General features: G+C 63.2%; 18 protein-coding genes. 1 reads left to right on the top strand and 17 read right to left on the bottom strand.

The genetic code is table 11. The annotated features are described in order from the left end of the window. Nucleotides 1-14: 14 nt before the first annotated feature. The 17 genes from GEV02_RS26235 to GEV02_RS26155 form a co-directional block, all read right to left on the bottom strand. Entirely contained in the window at nucleotides 15-1,085 is a 1,071-nt protein-coding gene (locus GEV02_RS26235; RefSeq protein WP_152840857.1) for an SPOR domain-containing protein, read from the bottom strand. A 22-nt stretch (nucleotides 1,086-1,107) separates the two neighbouring features. Continuing rightward, nucleotides 1,108-2,397, bottom strand: coding sequence for a bifunctional tetrahydrofolate synthase/dihydrofolate synthase (folC, locus tag GEV02_RS26230; protein ID WP_152840856.1), 1,290 nt, complete (start codon nucleotides 2,395-2,397; stop codon nucleotides 1,108-1,110). 83 nt (nucleotides 2,398-2,480) lie between these two features. Continuing rightward, nucleotides 2,481-3,353, bottom strand: a complete 873-nt coding sequence (gene accD / locus GEV02_RS26225; RefSeq protein ID WP_008450964.1) for an acetyl-CoA carboxylase, carboxyltransferase subunit beta — start codon at nucleotides 3,351-3,353, stop codon at nucleotides 2,481-2,483. Nucleotides 3,354-3,475: 122 nt separating this feature from the next. Next, the gene (locus tag GEV02_RS33030) at nucleotides 3,476-3,751 is read right to left on the bottom strand and encodes an antitoxin (RefSeq protein WP_174999349.1); all 276 of its coding nucleotides are present in this window, start codon (nucleotides 3,749-3,751) and stop codon (nucleotides 3,476-3,478) included. 10 nt (nucleotides 3,752-3,761) lie between these two features. After that, nucleotides 3,762-4,028 carry a BrnT family toxin gene (locus tag GEV02_RS26215; protein ID WP_328595918.1) on the bottom strand — a complete coding sequence of 89 codons (267 nt, stop codon included), beginning with the start codon at nucleotides 4,026-4,028 and terminating at the stop codon, nucleotides 3,762-3,764. 69 nt (nucleotides 4,029-4,097) lie between these two features. After that, complete coding sequence (trpA, locus tag GEV02_RS26210) at nucleotides 4,098-4,895, bottom strand: tryptophan synthase subunit alpha (RefSeq protein ID WP_152840855.1); 798 nt, start codon at nucleotides 4,893-4,895, stop codon at nucleotides 4,098-4,100. A 10-nt stretch (nucleotides 4,896-4,905) separates the two neighbouring features. Continuing rightward, nucleotides 4,906-6,141, bottom strand: coding sequence for a tryptophan synthase subunit beta (gene trpB / locus GEV02_RS26205; protein WP_152840854.1), 1,236 nt, complete (start codon nucleotides 6,139-6,141; stop codon nucleotides 4,906-4,908). Next, nucleotides 6,104-6,817 carry a phosphoribosylanthranilate isomerase gene (locus GEV02_RS26200; RefSeq protein ID WP_152840853.1) on the bottom strand — a complete coding sequence of 238 codons (714 nt, stop codon included), beginning with the start codon at nucleotides 6,815-6,817 and terminating at the stop codon, nucleotides 6,104-6,106. Before GEV02_RS26200 ends, trpB begins: the two co-directional genes overlap by 38 nt. Before the next feature lie 9 nt (nucleotides 6,818-6,826). Further along, complete coding sequence (gene truA, locus GEV02_RS26195) at nucleotides 6,827-7,630, bottom strand: tRNA pseudouridine(38-40) synthase TruA (RefSeq protein ID WP_152840852.1); 804 nt, start codon at nucleotides 7,628-7,630, stop codon at nucleotides 6,827-6,829. Between the two features lie 48 nt (nucleotides 7,631-7,678). Further along, entirely contained in the window at nucleotides 7,679-10,465 is a 2,787-nt protein-coding gene (locus GEV02_RS26190; protein ID WP_152840851.1) for a FimV/HubP family polar landmark protein, read from the bottom strand. Between the two features lie 216 nt (nucleotides 10,466-10,681). Continuing rightward, nucleotides 10,682-11,809, bottom strand: a complete 1,128-nt coding sequence (asd, locus tag GEV02_RS26185; protein ID WP_152840850.1) for an aspartate-semialdehyde dehydrogenase — start codon at nucleotides 11,807-11,809, stop codon at nucleotides 10,682-10,684. Nucleotides 11,810-11,852: 43 nt separating this feature from the next. Continuing rightward, nucleotides 11,853-12,923, bottom strand: a complete 1,071-nt coding sequence (gene leuB / locus GEV02_RS26180; RefSeq protein ID WP_152840849.1) for a 3-isopropylmalate dehydrogenase — start codon at nucleotides 12,921-12,923, stop codon at nucleotides 11,853-11,855. A 13-nt stretch (nucleotides 12,924-12,936) separates the two neighbouring features. Continuing rightward, nucleotides 12,937-13,584, bottom strand: a complete 648-nt coding sequence (leuD, locus tag GEV02_RS26175; RefSeq protein ID WP_152840848.1) for a 3-isopropylmalate dehydratase small subunit — start codon at nucleotides 13,582-13,584, stop codon at nucleotides 12,937-12,939. Between the two features lie 54 nt (nucleotides 13,585-13,638). Then, nucleotides 13,639-13,761, bottom strand: coding sequence for an entericidin A/B family lipoprotein (locus GEV02_RS26170; RefSeq protein ID WP_152840847.1), 123 nt, complete (start codon nucleotides 13,759-13,761; stop codon nucleotides 13,639-13,641). A gap of 32 nt (nucleotides 13,762-13,793) precedes the next feature. Continuing rightward, the gene (gene leuC / locus GEV02_RS26165; protein WP_152840846.1) at nucleotides 13,794-15,197 is read right to left on the bottom strand and encodes a 3-isopropylmalate dehydratase large subunit; all 1,404 of its coding nucleotides are present in this window, start codon (nucleotides 15,195-15,197) and stop codon (nucleotides 13,794-13,796) included. Nucleotides 15,198-15,438: 241 nt separating this feature from the next. After that, the gene (locus tag GEV02_RS26160; RefSeq protein ID WP_152840845.1) at nucleotides 15,439-17,337 is read right to left on the bottom strand and encodes a chemotaxis protein CheA; all 1,899 of its coding nucleotides are present in this window, start codon (nucleotides 17,335-17,337) and stop codon (nucleotides 15,439-15,441) included. After that, nucleotides 17,337-18,164 (bottom strand): protein phosphatase CheZ, encoded by an 828-nt coding sequence (locus GEV02_RS26155; protein WP_152840844.1) that lies wholly within the window; start codon nucleotides 18,162-18,164, stop codon nucleotides 17,337-17,339. Before GEV02_RS26155 ends, GEV02_RS26160 begins: the two co-directional genes overlap by 1 nt. A gap of 390 nt (nucleotides 18,165-18,554) precedes the next feature. Between GEV02_RS26155 and GEV02_RS26150 the strand changes: the two genes are divergently transcribed. After that, the gene (locus GEV02_RS26150) at nucleotides 18,555-19,022 is read left to right on the top strand and encodes a universal stress protein (protein ID WP_152840843.1); all 468 of its coding nucleotides are present in this window, start codon (nucleotides 18,555-18,557) and stop codon (nucleotides 19,020-19,022) included. The last annotated feature ends 24 nt before the right edge of the window (nucleotides 19,023-19,046 follow it).

The following is a 19,046-nucleotide window of genomic DNA, read 5'->3' as shown; positions in this document are numbered from 1 at the left end:
GGCAGCCTGCTGGATCAGACGGTTTCGAGACGGCCGCTCAGGCCCATCGCGGTCAGCTTGGCCCGTACTTTTTCCGCTTCATCCTTGTTGGTGAACGGCCCCACACGCACGCGGGTGATGTCGCCGGACGGCGTCTTCTGCGTGAAGGAGCTGATGCCGGCTTTCTTGAGCTTGTCGCGCAGCTCGTCCACCTTGCCCTGGTCGCTCAGCGCGGCCACTTGCAGTACGAATTTCTGCCCCGCTTCGGCGGCGGCCGCAGGCTTGGCGGCGGCCTTGCCTTCCAGGATGGCCAGCGCGCGCGCATCTTCCGAGCTGCCGGCGGCCGGCTTGACGCTGTCGGCCTGCTTGGCGGCCTTGGCTTCGGCCAGCTTGCGTTCGGTTTCCCTGGCGTCGGCCTTGGCCTTGGCTTCGGCTTTCACCTCAGCCTGCTTGCGTTCGATTTCCGCCTTGTAGTCGGCGTCCTGGCGGGCTTTGGCTTCGTTGTCGGCCTTGTTCCTGGCGATGGCTTCCGCCTTGGCTTCGGCTTTCAGCTTGGCTTCGGCCTTTTGCTCGGCTTCGCGCTTGAGGGCGTCGGCCTTGCTCGTGTCGACCTTGACGGGGGCGATGGCGGGCGGCGTGGCCGGCGCGGCGGCGGCCAGCGCGGCTACCGGAGCGGCGGCGGCCGGCTTGGCCGGTTTGACGTCTTCGACGATTTCTTCCCTGCTGTCCAGCGCGGCGCTCTGGGCTACCGGTGCGGCGGCAGGCGCGGCATCGGCCGGCTTGTCCTTGGCAGGGATTTTGATTTCGATGTCGGACGACAGCGGCTTAGGTTCGGAATCGAGCACCATCGGCAGGCCGATGGCGACGCCCAGCGCCAGCGCGATGGCGCCGACCAGGCGGCGGCGTGCGCGTTTCTTTTCCGGCAACACCGGGTCGTCCGCTTCGCGGTCTTTGCTGCGGCGGGATTTGGCGGAACCATCCGCCGACGAGGCGCGCTTGGAGCGTGCGCGCTCCGTCGCGTCCTGGTCATCTGCGCTGGTGTAATAGCCGCTGTCTTGACCAGCGGTCTCTTGCTTGTTTTTACCGAGTTTCGAGAACAAGCCCATGCGTGATTTCAGTCCTGTGCGTTCAATGGAATGCGGATTTTCGCGCCGCCATGACGCCGGCGACCGTGAGGAAAGATCCAAAGACCACAATTCTATCATTCTCCCCGGCTCGGCTGATCGCATTTGCATATGCAGAGCCCGGATCGTCGAAGATATTGATGGTGCGCTCAGCCTTTTCTTCCTGCACGATCTGCACCTTGGCCGCCAGTTCCGAGGCGCTGGCAGAGCGCGGCGACGGCAGCGTGGCCAGGCACCAGTGGTCCACATGCTCGGACATGGCGGCGATCACGCCGTCGATATCCTTGTCGTGCATGGAGCCGAACACGGCGTAGGTGTACGGGTGGAAGCCCATGTTGCCGAGGTTCTGGTTCAGCGCCGAGGCCGCGTGCGGATTGTGCGCCACGTCCAGGATCACGGTCGGGCGGCCAGGCAGCACCTGGAAGCGGCCCGGCAGTTCCACCGTCACCAGGCCGGTACGCACTTCCTGCGCGCCCACCGGCAATTCCAGCTTCAGCGCTTCCAGCGCGGCCAGCACGGCCGAGGCGTTGAGGATCTGGTTGGCGCCGCGCAGGCTAGGGTAAGCCAGCGAATTGCGGCGCTGCGAACGGCCGCCGTAGTTCCACTGCTGCTTGTCGCCGGAATAGTTGAAATCGCGACCCATCAGCCACAGGTCGGCGCCGATGGCGTTGGCGTGGTCGATCAGCGATTGCGGCGGCACCGGGTCCGAGCAGATCGCGGTTTTACCGGCGCGGAAGATGCCGGCCTTCTCGAAGCCGATCGCTTCGCGGGTATCGCCCAGGTAATCGGTATGGTCGATATCGACGCTGGTGACGATGGCGACGTCGGCATCGACGATGTTGACCGCGTCCAGGCGGCCGCCCAGGCCCACTTCCAGGATCGCGACATCCATGCCGGCGCCCGCGATCAGGTGCATGATGGCCAGCGTGGTGAATTCGAAATAGGTCAGCGGGGTATCGCCGCGCACGGCCTCGACCGCGTTGAAGGCGGCCACCAGCACGTCGTCGCTGGCCAGCTCGCCGTTGATGCGGGCGCGCTCGTTAAAGTCCAGGAAGTGCGGCTTGATGTACAGGCCGACCTTGTAGCCGGCGCGCATCAGCACCGATTCCAGCATGGCGCAGGTCGAACCCTTGCCGTTGGTGCCGGCCACCATGATGACGGGGCAGCTAAAGCTCAGCTGCAGACGCTCCTTGACGGCGAGTACGCGGTCCAGGCCCATGTTGATGACGGTTTCGGCATGGCGCGATTCAAGCAGCGCAAGCCAGGCAGGCAAAGTAGTTGGGAGGTTCGACATGATGATGGCTCAGAAATGAAAAACGGCGCGCAGGCCGGCATGATAGCCGATTGCGCGCCGTTGCGTGGGAAACTGGCCGATTCTTAGGCCAGTACCTCGACAGCTTGATTTTGCAGCAATGCCATCAGACGGGCGATTTCTTCGCGCATCTTGCGGCGGTCGACGATCATGTCGACGGCGCCCTTGGTGACGAGGAACTCGGCACGCTGGAAGCCTTCCGGCAGTTTTTCGCGCACGGTGTTTTCGATCACGCGCGGGCCGGCGAAGCCGATCAGCGCTTTCGGCTCGGCGATGACGACGTCGCCCATGAAGGCGAACGAGGCGGACACGCCGCCCATAGTCGGGTCGGTCAGCACGCTGATGAATGGCAGCTTCTTGTCGGCCAGCTTGGTCAGCATGGCGGTGGTTTTCGCCATTTGCATCAGCGACAGCAGACCTTCTTGCATACGGGCGCCACCGGTGGCGGTGATGCAGATGAACGGCACTTTCTGTTCCAGGGCCACTTGCGCGCCGCGCACGAAGCGCTCGCCGACCACGGAGCCCATGGAGCCGCCCATGAATTCGAATTCGAAGCAAGCCACCACGCACGGCAGGCTCATGATGGCGCCGCCCATGACGATCAGCGCATCGGTCTCGCCGGTGGCTTCCATGGCTTGTTTGAGGCGGTCGGGGTATTTCTTGCTGTCTTTGAATTTCAGCGTATCGACCGGCAGGGTGTCCATGCCGACTTCATAGCGGCCGCCGGCGTCGAGCAGGCTGTCGAGGCGTTCACGGGCGCGGATGCGCATGTGATGGTCGCATTTCGGGCAAACGTGCAGGTTCGATTCCAGATCGGTGCGGTACAGGACGGCTTCGCAGGACGGGCATTTGACCCACAGGCCCTCGGGCATGGTCTTACGTGCGGCAGCGTCGGAACGCTGGATACGTGGGGGCAGCAGTTTTTCCAACCAACTCATAAATTCTCCTTGCAGCTAACTTGTGGCCGAAGTGTAGCCGTTTCTTGCCCCCCTGTCGAACTTTGCTGTACAACAATTTTTAAGGTTCGTCATGAAATTGACGGATTTTTAGAGGTAAACCACTACGTCTTCCGGGGAAGCTTACCCTCTCTTTCCAGCGTTGCCCGCAGCCGATCGCGCTCCTCCAAGGTCAAAATGCCAAGATCCGCTTTATAGCCCGAGCCTGCAATATGCCGTAAATACATCCGTATCATCTCTTCCGCCGGCAAACCGTATGGCTTACCCAGCTCCTCGAAATATGCCAGCGACCGCAAGTCCTGACGAAATGTTATCTCCTTGCTCAGACTCTCAAAGTAAGGATTGGGGACGGCCTTAGAAAAATCATACTCTTTTCTCATATCCCACCTCTCAATAGTCAGCCCGCTCGGTCCGCGACGCCTTGTATGCAGAAATAACTCGAATTGCTTCTCCACCTCGATAACAGTGGACTACAACTAGCATTCTTCCTGCTGTACTGTGACCGAACAGCCTATATCTGTCCTCAATAGCAGAGTGAGCGCCATCGAACTGCAACTTTTCGCGCCGATCATCGAACACTGTGCAAGCTTCTTCAAAGCTCACTCCGTGCTGGCGTAAATTGGCATTGGCTTTGCGGGCATCCCACTCGAAGCGCACGACCGCTCCCCTTCAACATAGTCAGTTCTTAACTATGTATCAAGGTGAGCGGCCGGGATTTGCGGGAGGTCAGGCGTCCAGGGCGGTGCGGATGCCGGTGACGAAGGTTTGTACAGCGGCCACGGCCTTGTCTTTGCCGGCGCTTTCGATTTCCTGGATGATGCGGCTGCCGATGACGACCGCGTCAGCCACCTCGGCCACGGCGCGCGCGGTGGCGCCGTCGCGGATGCCGAAGCCTACGCCGATCGGCAACTGCACGTGCCGGCGGATCGCCGTCAGACGTTCAGCCACTTCCACCGTGTCGATATTGCCTGCGCCCGTCACGCCCTTCAGCGAGACGTAATAGCTGAAGCCGCCGCCAACCTTGGCCACCTGCGCGATGCGCTCTTCGGTCGAGGTCGGCGCAAGCAGGAAGATCAGGTCCAGCTCGGCAGCGCGCATGGCGGCCGCGAACTCTTCGCACTCTTCCGGCGGGTAATCGACCACGATGGCGCCATCCGCCCCCACCGCCTTCGACTTGGCGATGAACGTCGCCGCGCCGATTCGCTCGATCGGATTGGCATAGCCCATCAGCACCACCGGCGTGGTCTGATTGGTCTTGCGGAATTCCGCCACGTAGCCGAACACGTCATGGATGCCAACGCCGTGAGCCAGCGCCCGCTCGCAGGCGCGCTGGATCACCGGGCCTTCGGCCATCGGATCGGAGAACGGCACGCCGAGCTCCAGGATGTCGGCGCCGCCGGCCACCATGGCGTGCATCAGCGGCACGGTCAGCTCGGGCGAAGGATCGCCGGCCGTGATGAAGGTGACGAGCGCTGTTTTTTTATGCGCCTTCAGGGCGCTGAAAGTTGCTGCGATTTTGGACATGTCGTTTTCCTTAGTTGAAGTTCAAACCCATACGTTCTGCTACCGTATGCATGTCCTTGTCGCCCCGGCCCGACAGGTTGGCCAAAATGATTTTATCTTTCGGCATGGTCGCCGCCAGCTTGGCCGCGTAGGCCAGCGCGTGCGACGATTCCAATGCCGGGATGATGCCTTCGATATGGCAGCAGTCGTGGAAGGCCTTCAACGCTTCCTCGTCCGTGATCGATACATACTCGGCGCGGCCGCTGTCCTTCAGGTAAGCGTGCTCCGGCCCCACGCCCGGATAATCCAGGCCGGCCGATACCGAATGCGTCTCGATGATCTGCCCGTTCTCATCCTGAAGCAGATAGGTGCGGTTGCCGTGCAACACGCCCGGATAGCCCTTGGTCAGCGAAGCGGCGTGCTTGTCGCCGTCCAGCCCCTCCCCCGCCGCCTCGACGCCGATCAGGCGCACCTGTTTCTGGTCGATGTACGGATAGAAGATGCCCATGGCGTTGGAGCCGCCGCCGATGCAGGCGACCACGCAATCGGGCTGGCGGCCGGTCATTTCCGGCATCTGCACCAGGCACTCTTCGCCGATCACCGACTGGAAGTCGCGCACCAGCATCGGGTAAGGATGCGGACCGGCCACGGTGCCGATGATGTAGAAGGTGTTTTCAATGTTCGTGACCCAGTCGCGCATCGCTTCGTTGAGCGCGTCCTTCAGGGTCTTGGAGCCGGACTCCACCGGCACCACGGTCGCGCCCAGCAGCTTCATGCGGTAGACGTTCTGCGCCTGGCGCTTGACGTCCTCGCTGCCCATGTAGACCACGCACTCCAGCCCGAAACGGGCGCAGATGGTGGCCGTGGCGACGCCGTGCTGGCCGGCGCCGGTCTCGGCGATGATGCGCGGCTTGCCCATGCGCTTGGCCAGCAAGGCCTGGCCGATGACGTTGTTGATCTTGTGGGCGCCGGTGTGGTTCAAGTCTTCGCGCTTGAAGTAGATCTGCGCGCCGCCGGCCAGTTCGGACCAGCGCTTGGCGTGATAGATCGGCGACGGCCGGCCGACAAAGTGCTTGAGCTCGTAGCGGAACTCGTCGAGGAACTCGGGATCCTTGCTGTAGCGCTCATAGGCTTCGTTGAGCTCGGCAAGCGCGTAGGTCAGGGTTTCGGCGACGAAGGAGCCGCCGTAGGGGCCGAAATGGCCCTTGGTGTCGGGCAGGTGGTAGTCTTTAGCGTGGAACAGCGGCTTTGGTGGGGTGTTCATCATGATGGGCTTCGCTTTCTTTCATGGCATCTCCGGCCCGCACCGCCGCGACAAAGTCGGCGATCTTGCGGGCATCCTTGATCCCCTTGGACGCTTCGACACCACTGCTGATGTCGACGGCGTAGGGGCGTACACGTACCACCGCGTCAGTCGCGTTGTGTACGCTCAAGCCACCACTTAAAACGACCCGAGGCGCGAGATCTTTTGGAATGAGAGACCAATCAAAACCCTTTCCTGCGCCACCATAGGCATCCACATAGGTATCCAGCAACAGGCTGGTGAACAAGGGACTGGCGGCGCGGCATAGCTGCTCGTATTCTAGCAAATCGGACGGCTGTGTGTCAGGTTTGACGCGGAACACCCGCATGAACTGTCGCCCGGCCGCCGCGGCGATGGCGGCCGACTGCTCCACCGTCTCGTCGCCATGCAGCTGGATCAGCGAGATCGGCGCCACCTTGCAGGTAGCGGCCACCTCTTCCGGTGTGGCGTTGACGAACAGGCCGGTGCAGGTGATGAAGGGCGGCACGGCGCGTATCAGTTCGGCGGCCTGCTCGGGCGTGACGTAGCGCGGGCTCTTCGGGTAGAACACGAAGCCGATCGCATCGGCGCCGGCATCCACCACGGCTTGCACATCTTCCACGCGGGTCAGGCCGCAGATTTTGATACGGGTACGTGGCATGCTGATCCTTTAGAACCAGGGCAAGGCGCTGGTGGTCTCCAGCGGCAATTCCCATTTGGGGTCGTAGTCGATTTTCGCCAGGTAGAGGCCGTCGGGCATGAAGGTCGGCGCGGCGGCGTGGCGGTCCTTGGTTTCCAGCAGCTGGCCCAGCCATTCCGGCTTCTCGCGCCCGGTGCCGATGTAGACCAGCGAGCCGACCAGGTTGCGCACCATGTGGTGCAGGAAGGCGTTGGCGGTGATGGTGAACACCACCAGCTCGCCGTGGCGCTTGATCTGGATGTCATGCATCAGCTTGACCGGCGACTTGGCCTGGCACTGCGCGGCGCGGAAGGCTGTAAAGTCATGCCAGCCCAGCAGCGGCGGGATGGCTTGCCGCATCAGCTCCACGTCCAGCGGGCGGAAGCAGAAACCGGCCCGCCCTTCCAGCAGCGGCGAGCGGGTCGGATTGTTGTACAGCACGTAGTGATAGGTGCGGGCGCGGGCGCTGAAGCGGGCGTGGAAGAAGTCGTTGACGCTCGGGTCGCCGTCCAGCTGCTTGGCCCAGCGCACGGCGATCGACGGCGGCAGGAAGGCGTTGACGCCGCGCACCCAGGAATGGGTGTCGCGGACCAGCTCGGTGTCGAAGTGAACCACCTGCTCCAGCGCGTGCACGCCGGTATCGGTGCGGCCGGCACAGGTGGTGGCCAGCGGCACCCTGGCGAATTTCTCCAGCGCCTGTTCCAGTTTATCCTGGACCGTGTGGCCGTCCGCCTGTTTCTGGTAGCCGTTCCACGCGGTTCCGTCGTACTGGACGCCGATTGCTATCCGTTTCAATTGCTGCCCGATGTAATGTCTGAGTCAGCCATTATATACGGAGCCGCATTACCCCAATTGGGCGCGCATGGCGTTGGCCTTGGCGATCTGCTCGTCGCTGCCGCCGCGCAGCACTTCGTCCAGCAGTTCGCGCGCGCCTTCCTTGTCGCCGATCTCCTGATAGGCGATCGCCAGGTCCAGCTTGGTGTCCATTTCCATGTGGTGGGCCGACAGGTTGTCGTCGCGCACATGGCCTGGGGCGGCATCGGCTGCGGCCGCAGTGCCGGCGCCGCCGAGCGCGCTGTCCAGGTCGAGGTCGATGCCGGACAGGTCGAACTCCTGCGCCGACGGTGCGGGCGCAGGGGCCACCTCTTCCGCCTCAGGCAGCGCGAAGTCGTCGATCTCCGCTTCGGCGGCGGGCGCCGGTGCGGGCATGGCCGGCACTTCGGGAATTTCAAAGTTCATCAAGTCCAGGTCCAGCGGATCGCTGCTGGCGGACGGCAGGCTGGATGCGGCCGGAGCCGGTGCGGCTTCGACCGGCAGGTCCAGGCCGAAGTCCATGCTCAGGTCTTCCTCGGGCGCGGGCGCGGGTGCAGGTGCTGGCGCGGCCGGGGCGTCGAAGGCCAGGTTGAAGGCGTCTTCCGGCAGCGCTTCCGGTTCGGCGGCAGGAGCCTCGGCTGGCGCAGGCGCGGCGGCGGTCGGCTCGAAGCTCAGGCCGCCCAGGTCGAAGTCCATCAGGTTGTCGGATTCCGCCGCCACCGAGGCTGGCGATACGGAGGCGTCGGCGGCTTGCGGCAAGGCGGTATCCATGTCGCTGCCGAAGTCCATCGAATTGTCGCCGGCGGCAGGCGGGGCGTCGAAGCCCAGGTCCAGGTCCAGGCCGCCGGCGGCAGGCACCGGAGCAGGCGCCGGCGCGTTGAAGTCGCTGGCGAAGTCGGCGGCGCTGAAGGCTGCGGCGCCGGCTGCAGCGGCGGCCGGCGCGGCGAACATGGAGGAACCGTCGTCGCCGGATGCTGCGGCGCCTTCGGAGTACAGCGGATTGCTCGGGTCCAGCGCCTGGCCCATGGCGGCAGCCTGCGCCCACTCGTCGCCCTGGCCGCGCGTCAGCGAATACAGTTCGGAAGCCTGGGTTTCAAACGAACGCGGGTCTTTGCGGGTGACGTAGATTTCCAGCAGCTTCAGGCGCACAGCGTGGCGCTCTGGATGGCTGCGCAGCGCTTCCTTCAGGATTTCCTCCGCCTGGGCGTCGCGGCCGTAGGCGATGTAGACATCCGCCTCCGCCACCGGATCGACCTCATTGGTGTCGAGCTGGCTGGCCGATGGCGCGAAGTTGGAATTGAAGACGCTGTTGTTGGTGTCGACGCTCTGGCCGCCGGCTTCGGCGATCAGCGCCTGCGACGGCATCGCGGTATCGCCGAGGATGCTGGCTTCTTCCTTCGGCACTTCGAATTTCTTGCGGCGGCGCGAAGCGACGAACGCGCCCGCGGCGGCCAGCAAACCGGCGCCGGCCAGGCCCACGTACTCCAGGTTGTCCATCAGCGTTTCGAACAGGCTAGGCTCCAGCTTTTTCGGCGGGATCACCAGCGTGCGCTTGGGCTTGGGCGGCGCCGATGCTTCGGCCGAAACCGAAGCCGATGCCGGCATCGATGCCGCCGCCGAGGCGGATGCAGACGCGGACGGCTTGACGGTTTCCGCGCCGGCCTTGTTCTTGACCGACATCAGGTTTTCCAGGTCGCGGACGTTCTTTTCCAGTTCCTTGGTGCGCGCGGCGGCCTCGTCCATTTCCTTCTGGCGGGCGACCTTGTCTTCCAAGGCCAGGCCGGTCTTGCCTTCGACCGGCGCGCTGGAGGTGGCTTTCGACAGCGTCAGCTTGTCCTTGGCGGTGTTGACGGCGCTGGGCTTTTCTTCCACCTTGGCGGTGATCTTGCCCGAAACGTTCTGGGTGGTGTCCGGCTCCTTGGCCGGCGTGCTGTTGGCGACCTGCCCCGCCAGCTTGGCGCGATAAGCGTTGAAGTCCGCCGCATGGGCCACCACCACGCCGCGCGCCTCGCCTTCCGGCGCGCTGTTGCGGATCGTGTCGGCATCCGGCACGGCCAGGATCTGGCCCGACTTCAGGCGGTTCATATTGTTGCCGGAGAAGGCTTCCGGATTGGCGCGATACAGTGCCACCAGCATCATGTCCAGCGACACGTCGACCGGCTTGACCTGGTTGGCGATACGGGTCAGGTTGTCGCCGGATTTGACGGTGTATTCGTTGACGGCAGGCTTGGCGGCCGGCTGGCGCGCCGGTGCCGGTGCAGGCGTGCTCGGCGCGACAGGCGCAACCGATGCGGCGGCCGGAGCCGAAGCAGCAGGCACGGCCGGCGCAGCGGCAGGCGCGGCATTGCGGCTCAGGTCCACCGGCGGCGCCACTTGCGGCGATTGCGTCGCGCGCATGTCGGCCGGATCCAGCAGGAAGGTGTATTCGCGGACCATGCGGCCGCCGGTCCAGTTCAGCTCCAGCAGCATGTCGACGAAAGGTTCGTTGACCGGCTGGGTGGACGTTACGCGTATCACCTGGCGGCCATTGCGCTGCTCGACTTCGAAGCGCAGCGACAGCAGGGTCGGATTGAAATCGATATTCGCGGTGCGGAAGGCATCGGCCGGCGCCAGCTTGGCGACCAGTGCGCCCGCCTCGTCCGCCGACACGGCCGTCAGTTCGATCTCCGCCCGCAGCGGCTGCCCCAGCGACGACAGGACGGTCAGCTTGCCGAGCCCGGCTGCGTTGGCCGAAGCCACCAAGACCGCGCTGGCGACGGCCCCGGTGAGCGTCTTCAACGCGAAGGAAACAATGCTGGAGCGAGTTGGTACGTGCATAGTGGGCGGCATCTGGTTGTCAGAGGGAAAATGTTACTTTCCCAGATATATCAACATATCATCATGCTCCAGAGCATGCAAGCTTTGCACGATGTTTCTCTAGTGATACATGAGGATGTGTAACGTCTATGCCTACTTTAAACTAAAAAAAGGGGTTTCCCCTATGAGAGCTCATAGAGAAAACCCCTTCTGCTTTAACAATTGCCCGAGGGCTGCTTATTTTTCCAGCACGATGCGCAGCATGCGGCGCAGCGGTTCGGCCGCGCCCCACAGCAGCTGGTCGCCAACGGTGAAGGCGGACAGGTAGTCGTCGCCCATGCTCATCTTGCGCAGACGGCCGACCGGTATCGTCAGGCTGCCGGTAGCGGCGGCCGGCGACAGGTCCTTGACCGACGCTTCACGCGTGTTCGGCACCACTTTGACCCACTGGTTGTTGGCGGCGATGATGTCGTGGATCTCGTCGATCGGCACGTCTTTTTTCAGCTTGATGGTCAGTGCCTGCGAGTGGCTGCGCATGGCGCCGATGCGCACGCACAGGCCGTCGACCGGGATGGCTTTCGAACCGAAGTCCGCGCCCAGGCCCAGGATCTTGTTGGTCTCGGCGCCGCCCTTCCACTCTTCCTTCGACTGGCCGTTGCCCAGGTCCTTGTCGATCCACGGGATCAGGTTGCCGGCCAGCGGCGCGCCGAACTGCTTGGTCTCTTCGGCGCTCAGGCCGTGCTGGGTAGCCAGCACCTGGCGGTCGATTTCCAGGATGGCCGCGGCCGGATTGTCCAGCAGCGATTTCACCGACGCGTTGATGGTGCCGAACTGGGTCAGCAGCTCGCGCATGTGCTGGGCGCCGCCGCCCGATGCCGCCTGGTAGGTCATGGAGGTCATCCACTCGACCAGGTTGTGCTGGAACAGGCCGCCCAGGCCCATCAGCATGCACGACACGGTGCAATTGCCGCCGATGTAGTTCTTCACGCCCTTGCCCAGCGCGTCCTTGATGACGTGCAGGTTGACCGGGTCCAGCACGATGACGGCGTCTTTCTCCATGCGCAGCGTGGAGGCGGCGTCGATCCAGTAACCGTTCCAGCCGGCGGCGCGCAGCTTGGGGAACACTTCGGTGGTGTAGTCGCCGCCCTGGCACGAGATGATGATCTCGCACTTTTTCAGTTCGTCGATGTCGGTCGCGCTTTTCAGTTTGGTTTCATTCTTCGCCATCGCCGGCGCGTCGCCGCCCGGATTCGAGGTGGTGAAAAACACCGGTTCGATGTGGGCGAAATCGCCCTCTTCCTGCATGCGCTGCATCAGGACCGAACCAACCATGCCGCGCCAACCTACCAAGCCTACGAGTTTCATTTTGCTTTCCTTGTGATGAATTCTTTTATACCGTTTATATCGTTTACGACAGCGCCTTGACCACCGCGTTGCCCATCTCTTCCGTGCCCACCTTGGTGGTGCCGGCTTCGAAGATGTCGGCGGTGCGCAGGCCTTGCGACAGCACGTGCTTGACGGCGTTTTCGATGCGGTCGGCCTGTTCGGCCTTGTTCAGCGAGTAGCGCAGCATCATCGCGGCCGACAGAATCGTCGCCAGCGGATTGGCGATGCCCTTGCCGGCGATGTCAGGCGCGGAACCGTGCGACGGCTCGTACAGGCCCTTGTTGTTGGCGTCCAGCGAGGCCGATGGCAACATGCCGATCGAACCGGTCAGCATCGCCGCCTGGTCGGACAGGATGTCGCCGAACATATTGCCGGTGACGATGACGTCGAACTTCTTCGGCGCGCGCACCAGCTGCATCGCGGCGTTGTCGACGTACATATGCTCCAGCGCCACGTCAGGGTATTCCTTGTGCACGTCGGTGACGATGTCTTTCCAGAACTGGAAGGTCTCCAGCACATTGGCCTTGTCCACGCTGGTCAGGCGCTTGCCGCGCTTCTGCGCAGCCTGGAACGCCACATGGGCGATGCGGCGGATTTCGCCTTCGGCATAGCGCATGGTGTCGTAGCCTTCGCGCTGGCCCTTGAAGGCGCCGTCCGGGCATTCGCGCACGCCGCGCGGCTGGCCGAAGTAAATGTCGCCGGTCAGTTCGCGGATGATCAGGATGTCCAGGCCGGACACCACTTCAGGCTTCAGCGTCGAGGCATTGGCCAGGTCCGGATACAGGATGGCCGGACGCAGATTGGCGAACAGGCCCAGCTGCTTGCGCAGGCCCAGGATCGCCTGCTCGGGACGCAGTGCGCGTTCCAGCGTGTCGTACTGGTAATCGCCGACGGCGCCGAACAGCACCGCGTCGGCCGCTTTCGCCAGCGCCAGCGTGCCTTCCGGCAGAGGATGGCCGTGGGCCGCGTAGCCGGCGCCGCCGACCGGCGCGCTTTCCAGCTCAAATTTTTCGCCCAGCACGTTCAGGACTTTGACAGCTTGCGCGACGATTTCCGGGCCGATACCATCGCCCGGGAGGATAGCGATTTTCATAGTTCTTCTTCGATTAGATGACGTTGGCCAACCAAGGTTGGGTTGCCAGATGGCGCTCTTCAAAGCCGCGGATAGCGTCGGCGTGACGCAGCGTCAGGCCGATATCGTCGAGCCCGTTCATCAGGCAGTATTTGCGGAAGGCGTCGATCTCGAAGGGATAGGAGACGCTGCCATTGCTGGTGGAGATGCGCTGCTGTTCAAGGTCGACCACCAGGCGATAACCGGGGAAGGCCTTGACTTCATTGAACAGGTGATCGACCTGCGCTTCAGGCAATACGATGGGCAACAAGCCGCTCTTGTAGCAGTTGTTAAAGAAGATGTCGGCGAACGAAGGCGCGATGATGGCGCGGAAGCCGTACTGGTCCAGCGCCCACGGCGCGTGCTCGCGCGAGGAGCCGCAGCCGAAGTTCTTGCGCGCCAGCAGGATCGATGCGCCCTGGTAGCGTGCCTCGTTGAGCACGAAGTCGGGATTGAGCGGACGCTTGCTGTTGTCCTGGCCCGGTTCGCCGTGGTCCAGGTAGCGCCACTCGTCGAACAGGTTCGGGCCGAAGCCGGTGCGGTGGATGGACTTCAGGAATTGCTTCGGAATGATGGCGTCGGTGTCGACATTGGCGCGGTCCAGCGGTGCAACCAGTCCTTCGTAGATCGTAAATTTATCCATGATGCTCACTCAATTGACGGCGGCGCACCCTGGCGCCGGCCGTCGGGGTCGGGTTTAATGGCCCGCGGCGCCCTGCACCGCCTGGCCGGCTTTCTGTACATCTTTGCCGACGCCGGCAATGGTGTTGCAGCCGGTGATAGTCAGAGCGAAGAGGGTCAGTGCGATCAGTTTTTTCATGATGTTGTTCTCGGTGGGTAGGAGAGTAAAAATTAACGTAGTGCGCGTACGTCGACGAAGTGGCCGGCGATACCGGCTGCCGCCGCCATGGCTGGAGACACCAGATGGGTGCGTCCGCCCTGACCTTGGCGTCCTTCAAAATTGCGGTTCGAGGTGGAGGCGCAGCGCTCGCCCGGTTCCAGGCGGTCGGCGTTCATCGCCAGGCACATCGAGCAGCCCGGCTCGCGCCATTCGAAACCGGCGTCGCGGAACACGCGGTCCAGGCCTTCCTTCTCGGCTTGCGCCTTGACCAGGCCGGAGCCCGGCACCACCAGCGCCAGCTTGACGTTGGAGGCGCGGTGCTTGCCGCGCACCACATCGGCGGCGGCGCGCAAATCCTCGATGCGCGAGTTGGTGCAGGAGCCGATGAAAACCTTGTCGATGCGGATGTCCTCGATCGCGGTGTTCGGCTTCAGGTTCATGTAGACCAGCGCCTTCTCGATGGCGTCGCGCTTGACGCTATCCTTTTCCTGGTCCGGATCCGGCACGCGGCCGTCGATCGACGTTACCATTTCCGGCGAGGTGCCCCAGGTCACTTGCGGCTTGATCTCGGCGGCGTTGAGCGTGACGACCAGGTCGAACCTGGCGCCGGCGTCGCTGTGCAGCGTGCGCCAGTAATCAACCGCGCGGTCCCAGTGCGGCCCTGCCGGCGAGAATGGACGGCCCTTGACGTAGTCGATGGTGGTGTCGTCGACGCCGATGATGCCGGCGCGCGCGCCCGCTTCGATCGCCATATTACAGACCGTCATCCGGCCTTCCATCGACAGCGCGCGGATGGTCGAACCGCCGAACTCGATACAGTAGCCGGTGCCGCCGGCGGTGCCGATCTTGCCGATGATGGCCAGCACCACGTCCTTGGCGGTGACGCCGGCCGGCAGCGCGCCGTCGACCTGCACCAGCATGGCTTTGGATTTCTTTTGCAGCAGCGTCTGGGTGGCCAGCACGTGTTCCACTTCGGAGGTGCCGATGCCGTGCGCCAGCGCGCCGAACGCGCCGTGGGTGGAGGTGTGCGAGTCGCCGCACACCACCGTCATGCCAGGCAAGGTCGCGCCCTGCTCAGGTCCGATCACGTGGACGATGCCCTGGCGCTTGTCGTTCATGTTGAAATACGTCAGGCCGTAGGACTTGGCGTTGTTGTCCAGCGTTTCCACCTGCAGGCGCGAGACCGGATCGGCGATGCCTTCGGCGCGCGAGGTGGTCGGCACGTTGTGGTCGGCCACGGCCAGATTGGCCGAGATGCGCCACGGCTGGCGGCCGGCGGCGCGCAGGCCGTCGAAGGCCTGAGGGCTGGTGACTTCGTGTACCAGGTGACGGTCGATGTACAAGATCGTGGTGCCGTCTTCCTCGGCCTTGACCACGTGGGATTCCCAGAGTTTGTCGTAAAGCGTCTTCATCATGATTTATGAGTACCCAATCAAGGGAACTACTGCTGCCTGTGTGAGTGATCCACTTCGATTATGCCATATTGTGCAATGCGGTAGCGGCCGCCGCTGGCCGGCCTCGTGAGCCGATGCAGTTCCGCCTACCGATACACTTTTTATGACTCCTTTTGCAAAATTCGGTATTGAAAATAAAACTACGAATAAAAAAAAGCCTGCGTGAACGCAGGCTTTTGGTCTATCTGGCCCTGTCCTCAGACTAGGCCGCCATGCGTACACTACCTCGACATCCGTCCATTAGGAACGATAGGCCCACCACTAGCACCAGTTCGCCTTCGGCCGAACGCGCGGTGCCGGTAATGCCCTCGACGGTAATCGCGGTCATCGGTTTAATTACGAGGTCGGCAGTACCGTCGACCGCTTCCACCGCCAGAATGTACGGCTGTGGTGCAGCGACAACAATACCCACCTTCTCGCGGCAGCTCTCGTAGCCCAGCGAATCGGCCAGCGAGCGCACCGGCAGCGGACGGCCCTGGTCTTTCAGCACCGGCGCGCCGCCCACTTCCATGAACACTTCCGGCAGCTCGACCACGCGCTGTACCACGGCCATCGGCAGCGCCAGCGCGGCGCCCGAGGTCGAGACCAGCATGGTCGGCACGATCGACAGCTCGATCGGCAGGCGGATGGCGAACTTGGTGCCCTTGCCCAGCGCGGATTCGATGTGGATGGCGCCGCGGTTTTTCTCCACGGCGGTCTTCACCACGTCCATGCCGACGCCGCGGCCGGACACGCTGGAGGCGACTTCCTTGGTCGAGAAGCCCGGCAAGAATACCAGCTGGAAGCATTCGTCGTTGGTCAGCTGCACCGATTCCGAGATCAAGCCTTTTTGCTGGGCCTTGGTGCGCAGCACCACCGGATCCATGCCCTTGCCGTCGTCCTGAAGCACAATCATAACGCTATTTGCTTCTTGCCATGCTTTGAGCGAAATATAGGACTTGGCCGGCTTGCCTGCGGCCAGGCGGTCTTCCGGCGATTCGACGCCGTGGTCCAGCGAGTTGCGCAGCATGTGCACCAGCGGATCGTACAGGCTGTCCACCACCACGCGGTCGACTTCGGTCTCCGCGCCTTCGATGGTCAGTTCGACGTCCTTGCCCAGGTCTTTCGCCAGTTCGCGCACCAGGCGCGGGAACTTCTGGAACAGGCGGCCGACCGGCTGCATGCGGGTCGCCAGCGTGGCGCGCTGCAGTTCGGTGGAGTAGCGCGAGGCGCGTTCCAGCGTTTCCGCCAGCGTCGCCATCAGGGTCTGGGCCTGGCCTTCGAACTTGAATTGCAGCAGGCGTTCCAGCAGCACGGCGGCCTGGTTGGCGGCCTGCACCGATTCGCCGGCCACTTCCAGCAGCGCATCCAGCTTGACGGCGTCGACGCGGATCGATTCTTCCTTGGCCGGCGCGGCGTGCGGACGCTCTTCGCGTTTCTCGGCGGCTTCGCGCTTGGCTGGCGAAGATGCAGGCGCGGCGGCGTGCACGGCGGCCACGACGGCAGCCAGTTCGGCGGCAGGGATGGGCGCGGACGGCGCCTGTGCCGCCGGCGCCGCGGCGGAGGCCGCAGGCTTGGTGTAGCTACCGGCCGGCATCACGGCTTCGTACATGCCTTCCCAGTCCAGGCCGTCGGCCGACGGCGCCGACGCTTGCGCGGCGACCGGAGCGGCGGCGGCGGCCGGCGCAGCCGCAGGGGCTGGCGCCGGCGCGGCGGCCTTGGCCGGAGCAGCGGTGGTCTTGCCTTCGATGGCGTCGGTCAGGATGACTTCCAGATCCTTCGGCATGGCCGGCAGGCTGTCCGGCTCGGCGCCGTTGTTCAGTTCGGCCAGCTGGTCGGCCACGAAGCCCGACGCTTGCAGCGCCGCCTCGATCGCGATCGGCGTGACCGGCGCGGCGCCGGTGCGCAGCGCGTCGAACAGATTCTCGGTCAGGTGGCAGGCCGCCACCAGTGCAGGCAAGCCCATGAAACCGGCGCCGCCCTTGATGGTGTGGAAGGAACGGAACACCGCATTGAGCGTCTCTTTATTGTCCGGGTCGCGTTCGAGCCGCAGCAGATGCTCTTCAACGTTGACCGCAAGATCCATCGCCTCGACGACGAAATCCTTGAGCATATCGTCCATTAGAATCCCAGGTCAGCAAGCAGGTCGTCGACATTGTCCTGGTTCAGCGCGACGGCAGGAGCCGACGGGCCGGACATCAGGGACACTTCTTTTTGCGCGATTTTCTCGCGTACCGCCGGCGGCGCATTGTCGCGCAGCAGTTCTGCCAGTTCGTGTTCCACCGTCTTGGTGATGGTCACGACTTTCTTGATCAGCTGGCCGGTGATGTCCTGGAAGTCCTGGGCCATCATGATTTCCAGCAGACGGGCTTTCTCCGCTTCGGTGGCGGCCGACACGGCCACGGCGAAGGCTTGCGAGTCGCCGGCCAGTTGCTTGAACTGGTCCAGGCTCAGCTTGCCTGCGAACAGGTCGGCCCAGCGGTTTTCCATGTCCTTGGATTTTTTCGACAGCGTGTCCTGCTCCGGCATGCCTTCGTCCAGGGTGTTGAGCACCTTGTTGGCGGCTTGTTCGGTCAGGGTGGCGACGTATTCGAGGCGATCCTGGGCGTCGTTGATCTGCGACGACGCTTCGGTCAGCGCCTTGTCGTAGCCCAGTTCGCGCAGCGAATCGTGCAGCAGGCGCACGATGCCGCCCAGGCGTTCGAACATCGGCTTGTCTTCGCCCTCGGCGCCTTCAGCCGGCGCGGCGGCGGTGGCCGCAGGAGCTGGAGCAGGCGCGGCAGCCACGGCATCCGCGGGCCGGGCCGACGAGACTTCGTCGAACAGGCTTTCCAGGTCGTCTTCCGCCGAAGCTGGTGCGGGAGCAGGCGCTGGAGCGGGCGCTGCGGTCTTGCTCTGAGCAGACACTTCATCAAATAATGCGTCGAAATCGTCAGCGGCGTTGGTCATAATCCCTGCTTCTCCATAATTTGTAAAATTGCTGCCCTAAACTTGCTTGTCTGTGATGACGCTCGGCAATATAACGCACTTACCCGAGTGTAGCAGGGCGCAGCCAGATTATTCAATCCCGGAGTAGGGTCGCCTGCCCTGCGCTCCGGGTCCAAGCCAAGTTTCGTTGTATTTGGAGATACTAACATTGGTTAGATCGACAAAACACGCCTTGAGACACAAAAGTAGTGCTCGGGTGCAAAAAAAGCAGGTAAAAAGTATGAAAGCCAACACGAGCGCTACGGGATAAACTGCTTTTATTTGATAATCATCAAGTCTTTCCATACTAACAATAATGTAAATCGGGACTACAATTAAGAGCAGCCAGCTGGTTTTAAAAGGAGGTTCGTCATGTACCGCAAAATCTTGATTACCACCGACGGCTCCGCCGTTTCCAGTAAAACCGCCTGCGCCGGCGTGGCCTTTGCCGAACAGATGAAGGCCGAGGTGCTGGTGCTGTTCGTGGCGCCCGAGTACCAGTATCCGATCTACGTCGAGATCATCCCGCCCAGTTACCCCAGCGAGGACGAATACCGCGCCGCCATGCTGCGCGCTGGCCAGGAACACACGCAGGACGTGGTCGATTCCTGCGCCAGGCGCGGCGTGCCCTGCGAGGCGGTGACGGCGTTCGCGGAAAGCGCGGCGCTGAAGATCGTCGATGTGGCGGAAAAACACCGTTGCGACCTGATCTTCATGGGTTCGCACGGCCGCAGCGGCTGGGGCCAGCTGCTGCTGGGCAGCGTGACCAACAAGGTGTTGTCGCACGCCAAAACGCCGGTGCTGGTGCACCGGCTGATCAAGGAACCCGGCAGCAAATAAAGCGCGGGTCCGCTACATTTTTGT

Source organism: Rugamonas aquatica (assembly GCF_009380215.1).
GTDB lineage: Bacteria > Pseudomonadota > Gammaproteobacteria > Burkholderiales > Burkholderiaceae_D > Rugamonas > Rugamonas aquatica_B.
The sequence above is the reverse complement of the archived record's forward strand: the minus strand, read 5'-3'. Positions and strand labels throughout refer to the sequence as shown.

Coding starts and splice junctions, on each gene's coding strand:
- GEV02_RS26235 (WP_152840857.1), bottom strand. CDS start 1,085: ATGGGCTTGTTCTCGAAACTCGGTAAAAACAAGCAAGAGACCGCTGGT.
- folC (WP_152840856.1), bottom strand. CDS start 2,397: ATGTCGAACCTCCCAACTACTTTGCCTGCCTGGCTTGCGCTGCTTGAA.
- accD (WP_008450964.1), bottom strand. CDS start 3,353: ATGAGTTGGTTGGAAAAACTGCTGCCCCCACGTATCCAGCGTTCCGAC.
- GEV02_RS33030 (WP_174999349.1), bottom strand. CDS start 3,751: ATGAGAAAAGAGTATGATTTTTCTAAGGCCGTCCCCAATCCTTACTTT.
- trpA (WP_152840855.1), bottom strand. CDS start 4,895: ATGTCCAAAATCGCAGCAACTTTCAGCGCCCTGAAGGCGCATAAAAAA.
- trpB (WP_152840854.1), bottom strand. CDS start 6,141: ATGATGAACACCCCACCAAAGCCGCTGTTCCACGCTAAAGACTACCAC.
- GEV02_RS26200 (WP_152840853.1), bottom strand. CDS start 6,817: ATGCCACGTACCCGTATCAAAATCTGCGGCCTGACCCGCGTGGAAGAT.
- GEV02_RS26190 (WP_152840851.1), bottom strand. CDS start 10,465: ATGCACGTACCAACTCGCTCCAGCATTGTTTCCTTCGCGTTGAAGACG.
- asd (WP_152840850.1), bottom strand. CDS start 11,809: ATGAAACTCGTAGGCTTGGTAGGTTGGCGCGGCATGGTTGGTTCGGTC.
- leuB (WP_152840849.1), bottom strand. CDS start 12,923: ATGAAAATCGCTATCCTCCCGGGCGATGGTATCGGCCCGGAAATCGTC.
- leuD (WP_152840848.1), bottom strand. CDS start 13,584: ATGGATAAATTTACGATCTACGAAGGACTGGTTGCACCGCTGGACCGC.
- GEV02_RS26170 (WP_152840847.1), bottom strand. CDS start 13,761: ATGAAAAAACTGATCGCACTGACCCTCTTCGCTCTGACTATCACCGGC.
- leuC (WP_152840846.1), bottom strand. CDS start 15,197: ATGATGAAGACGCTTTACGACAAACTCTGGGAATCCCACGTGGTCAAG.
- GEV02_RS26160 (WP_152840845.1), bottom strand. CDS start 17,337: ATGGACGATATGCTCAAGGATTTCGTCGTCGAGGCGATGGATCTTGCG.
- GEV02_RS26155 (WP_152840844.1), bottom strand. CDS start 18,164: ATGACCAACGCCGCTGACGATTTCGACGCATTATTTGATGAAGTGTCT.
- GEV02_RS26150 (WP_152840843.1), top strand. CDS start 18,555: ATGTACCGCAAAATCTTGATTACCACCGACGGCTCCGCCGTTTCCAGT.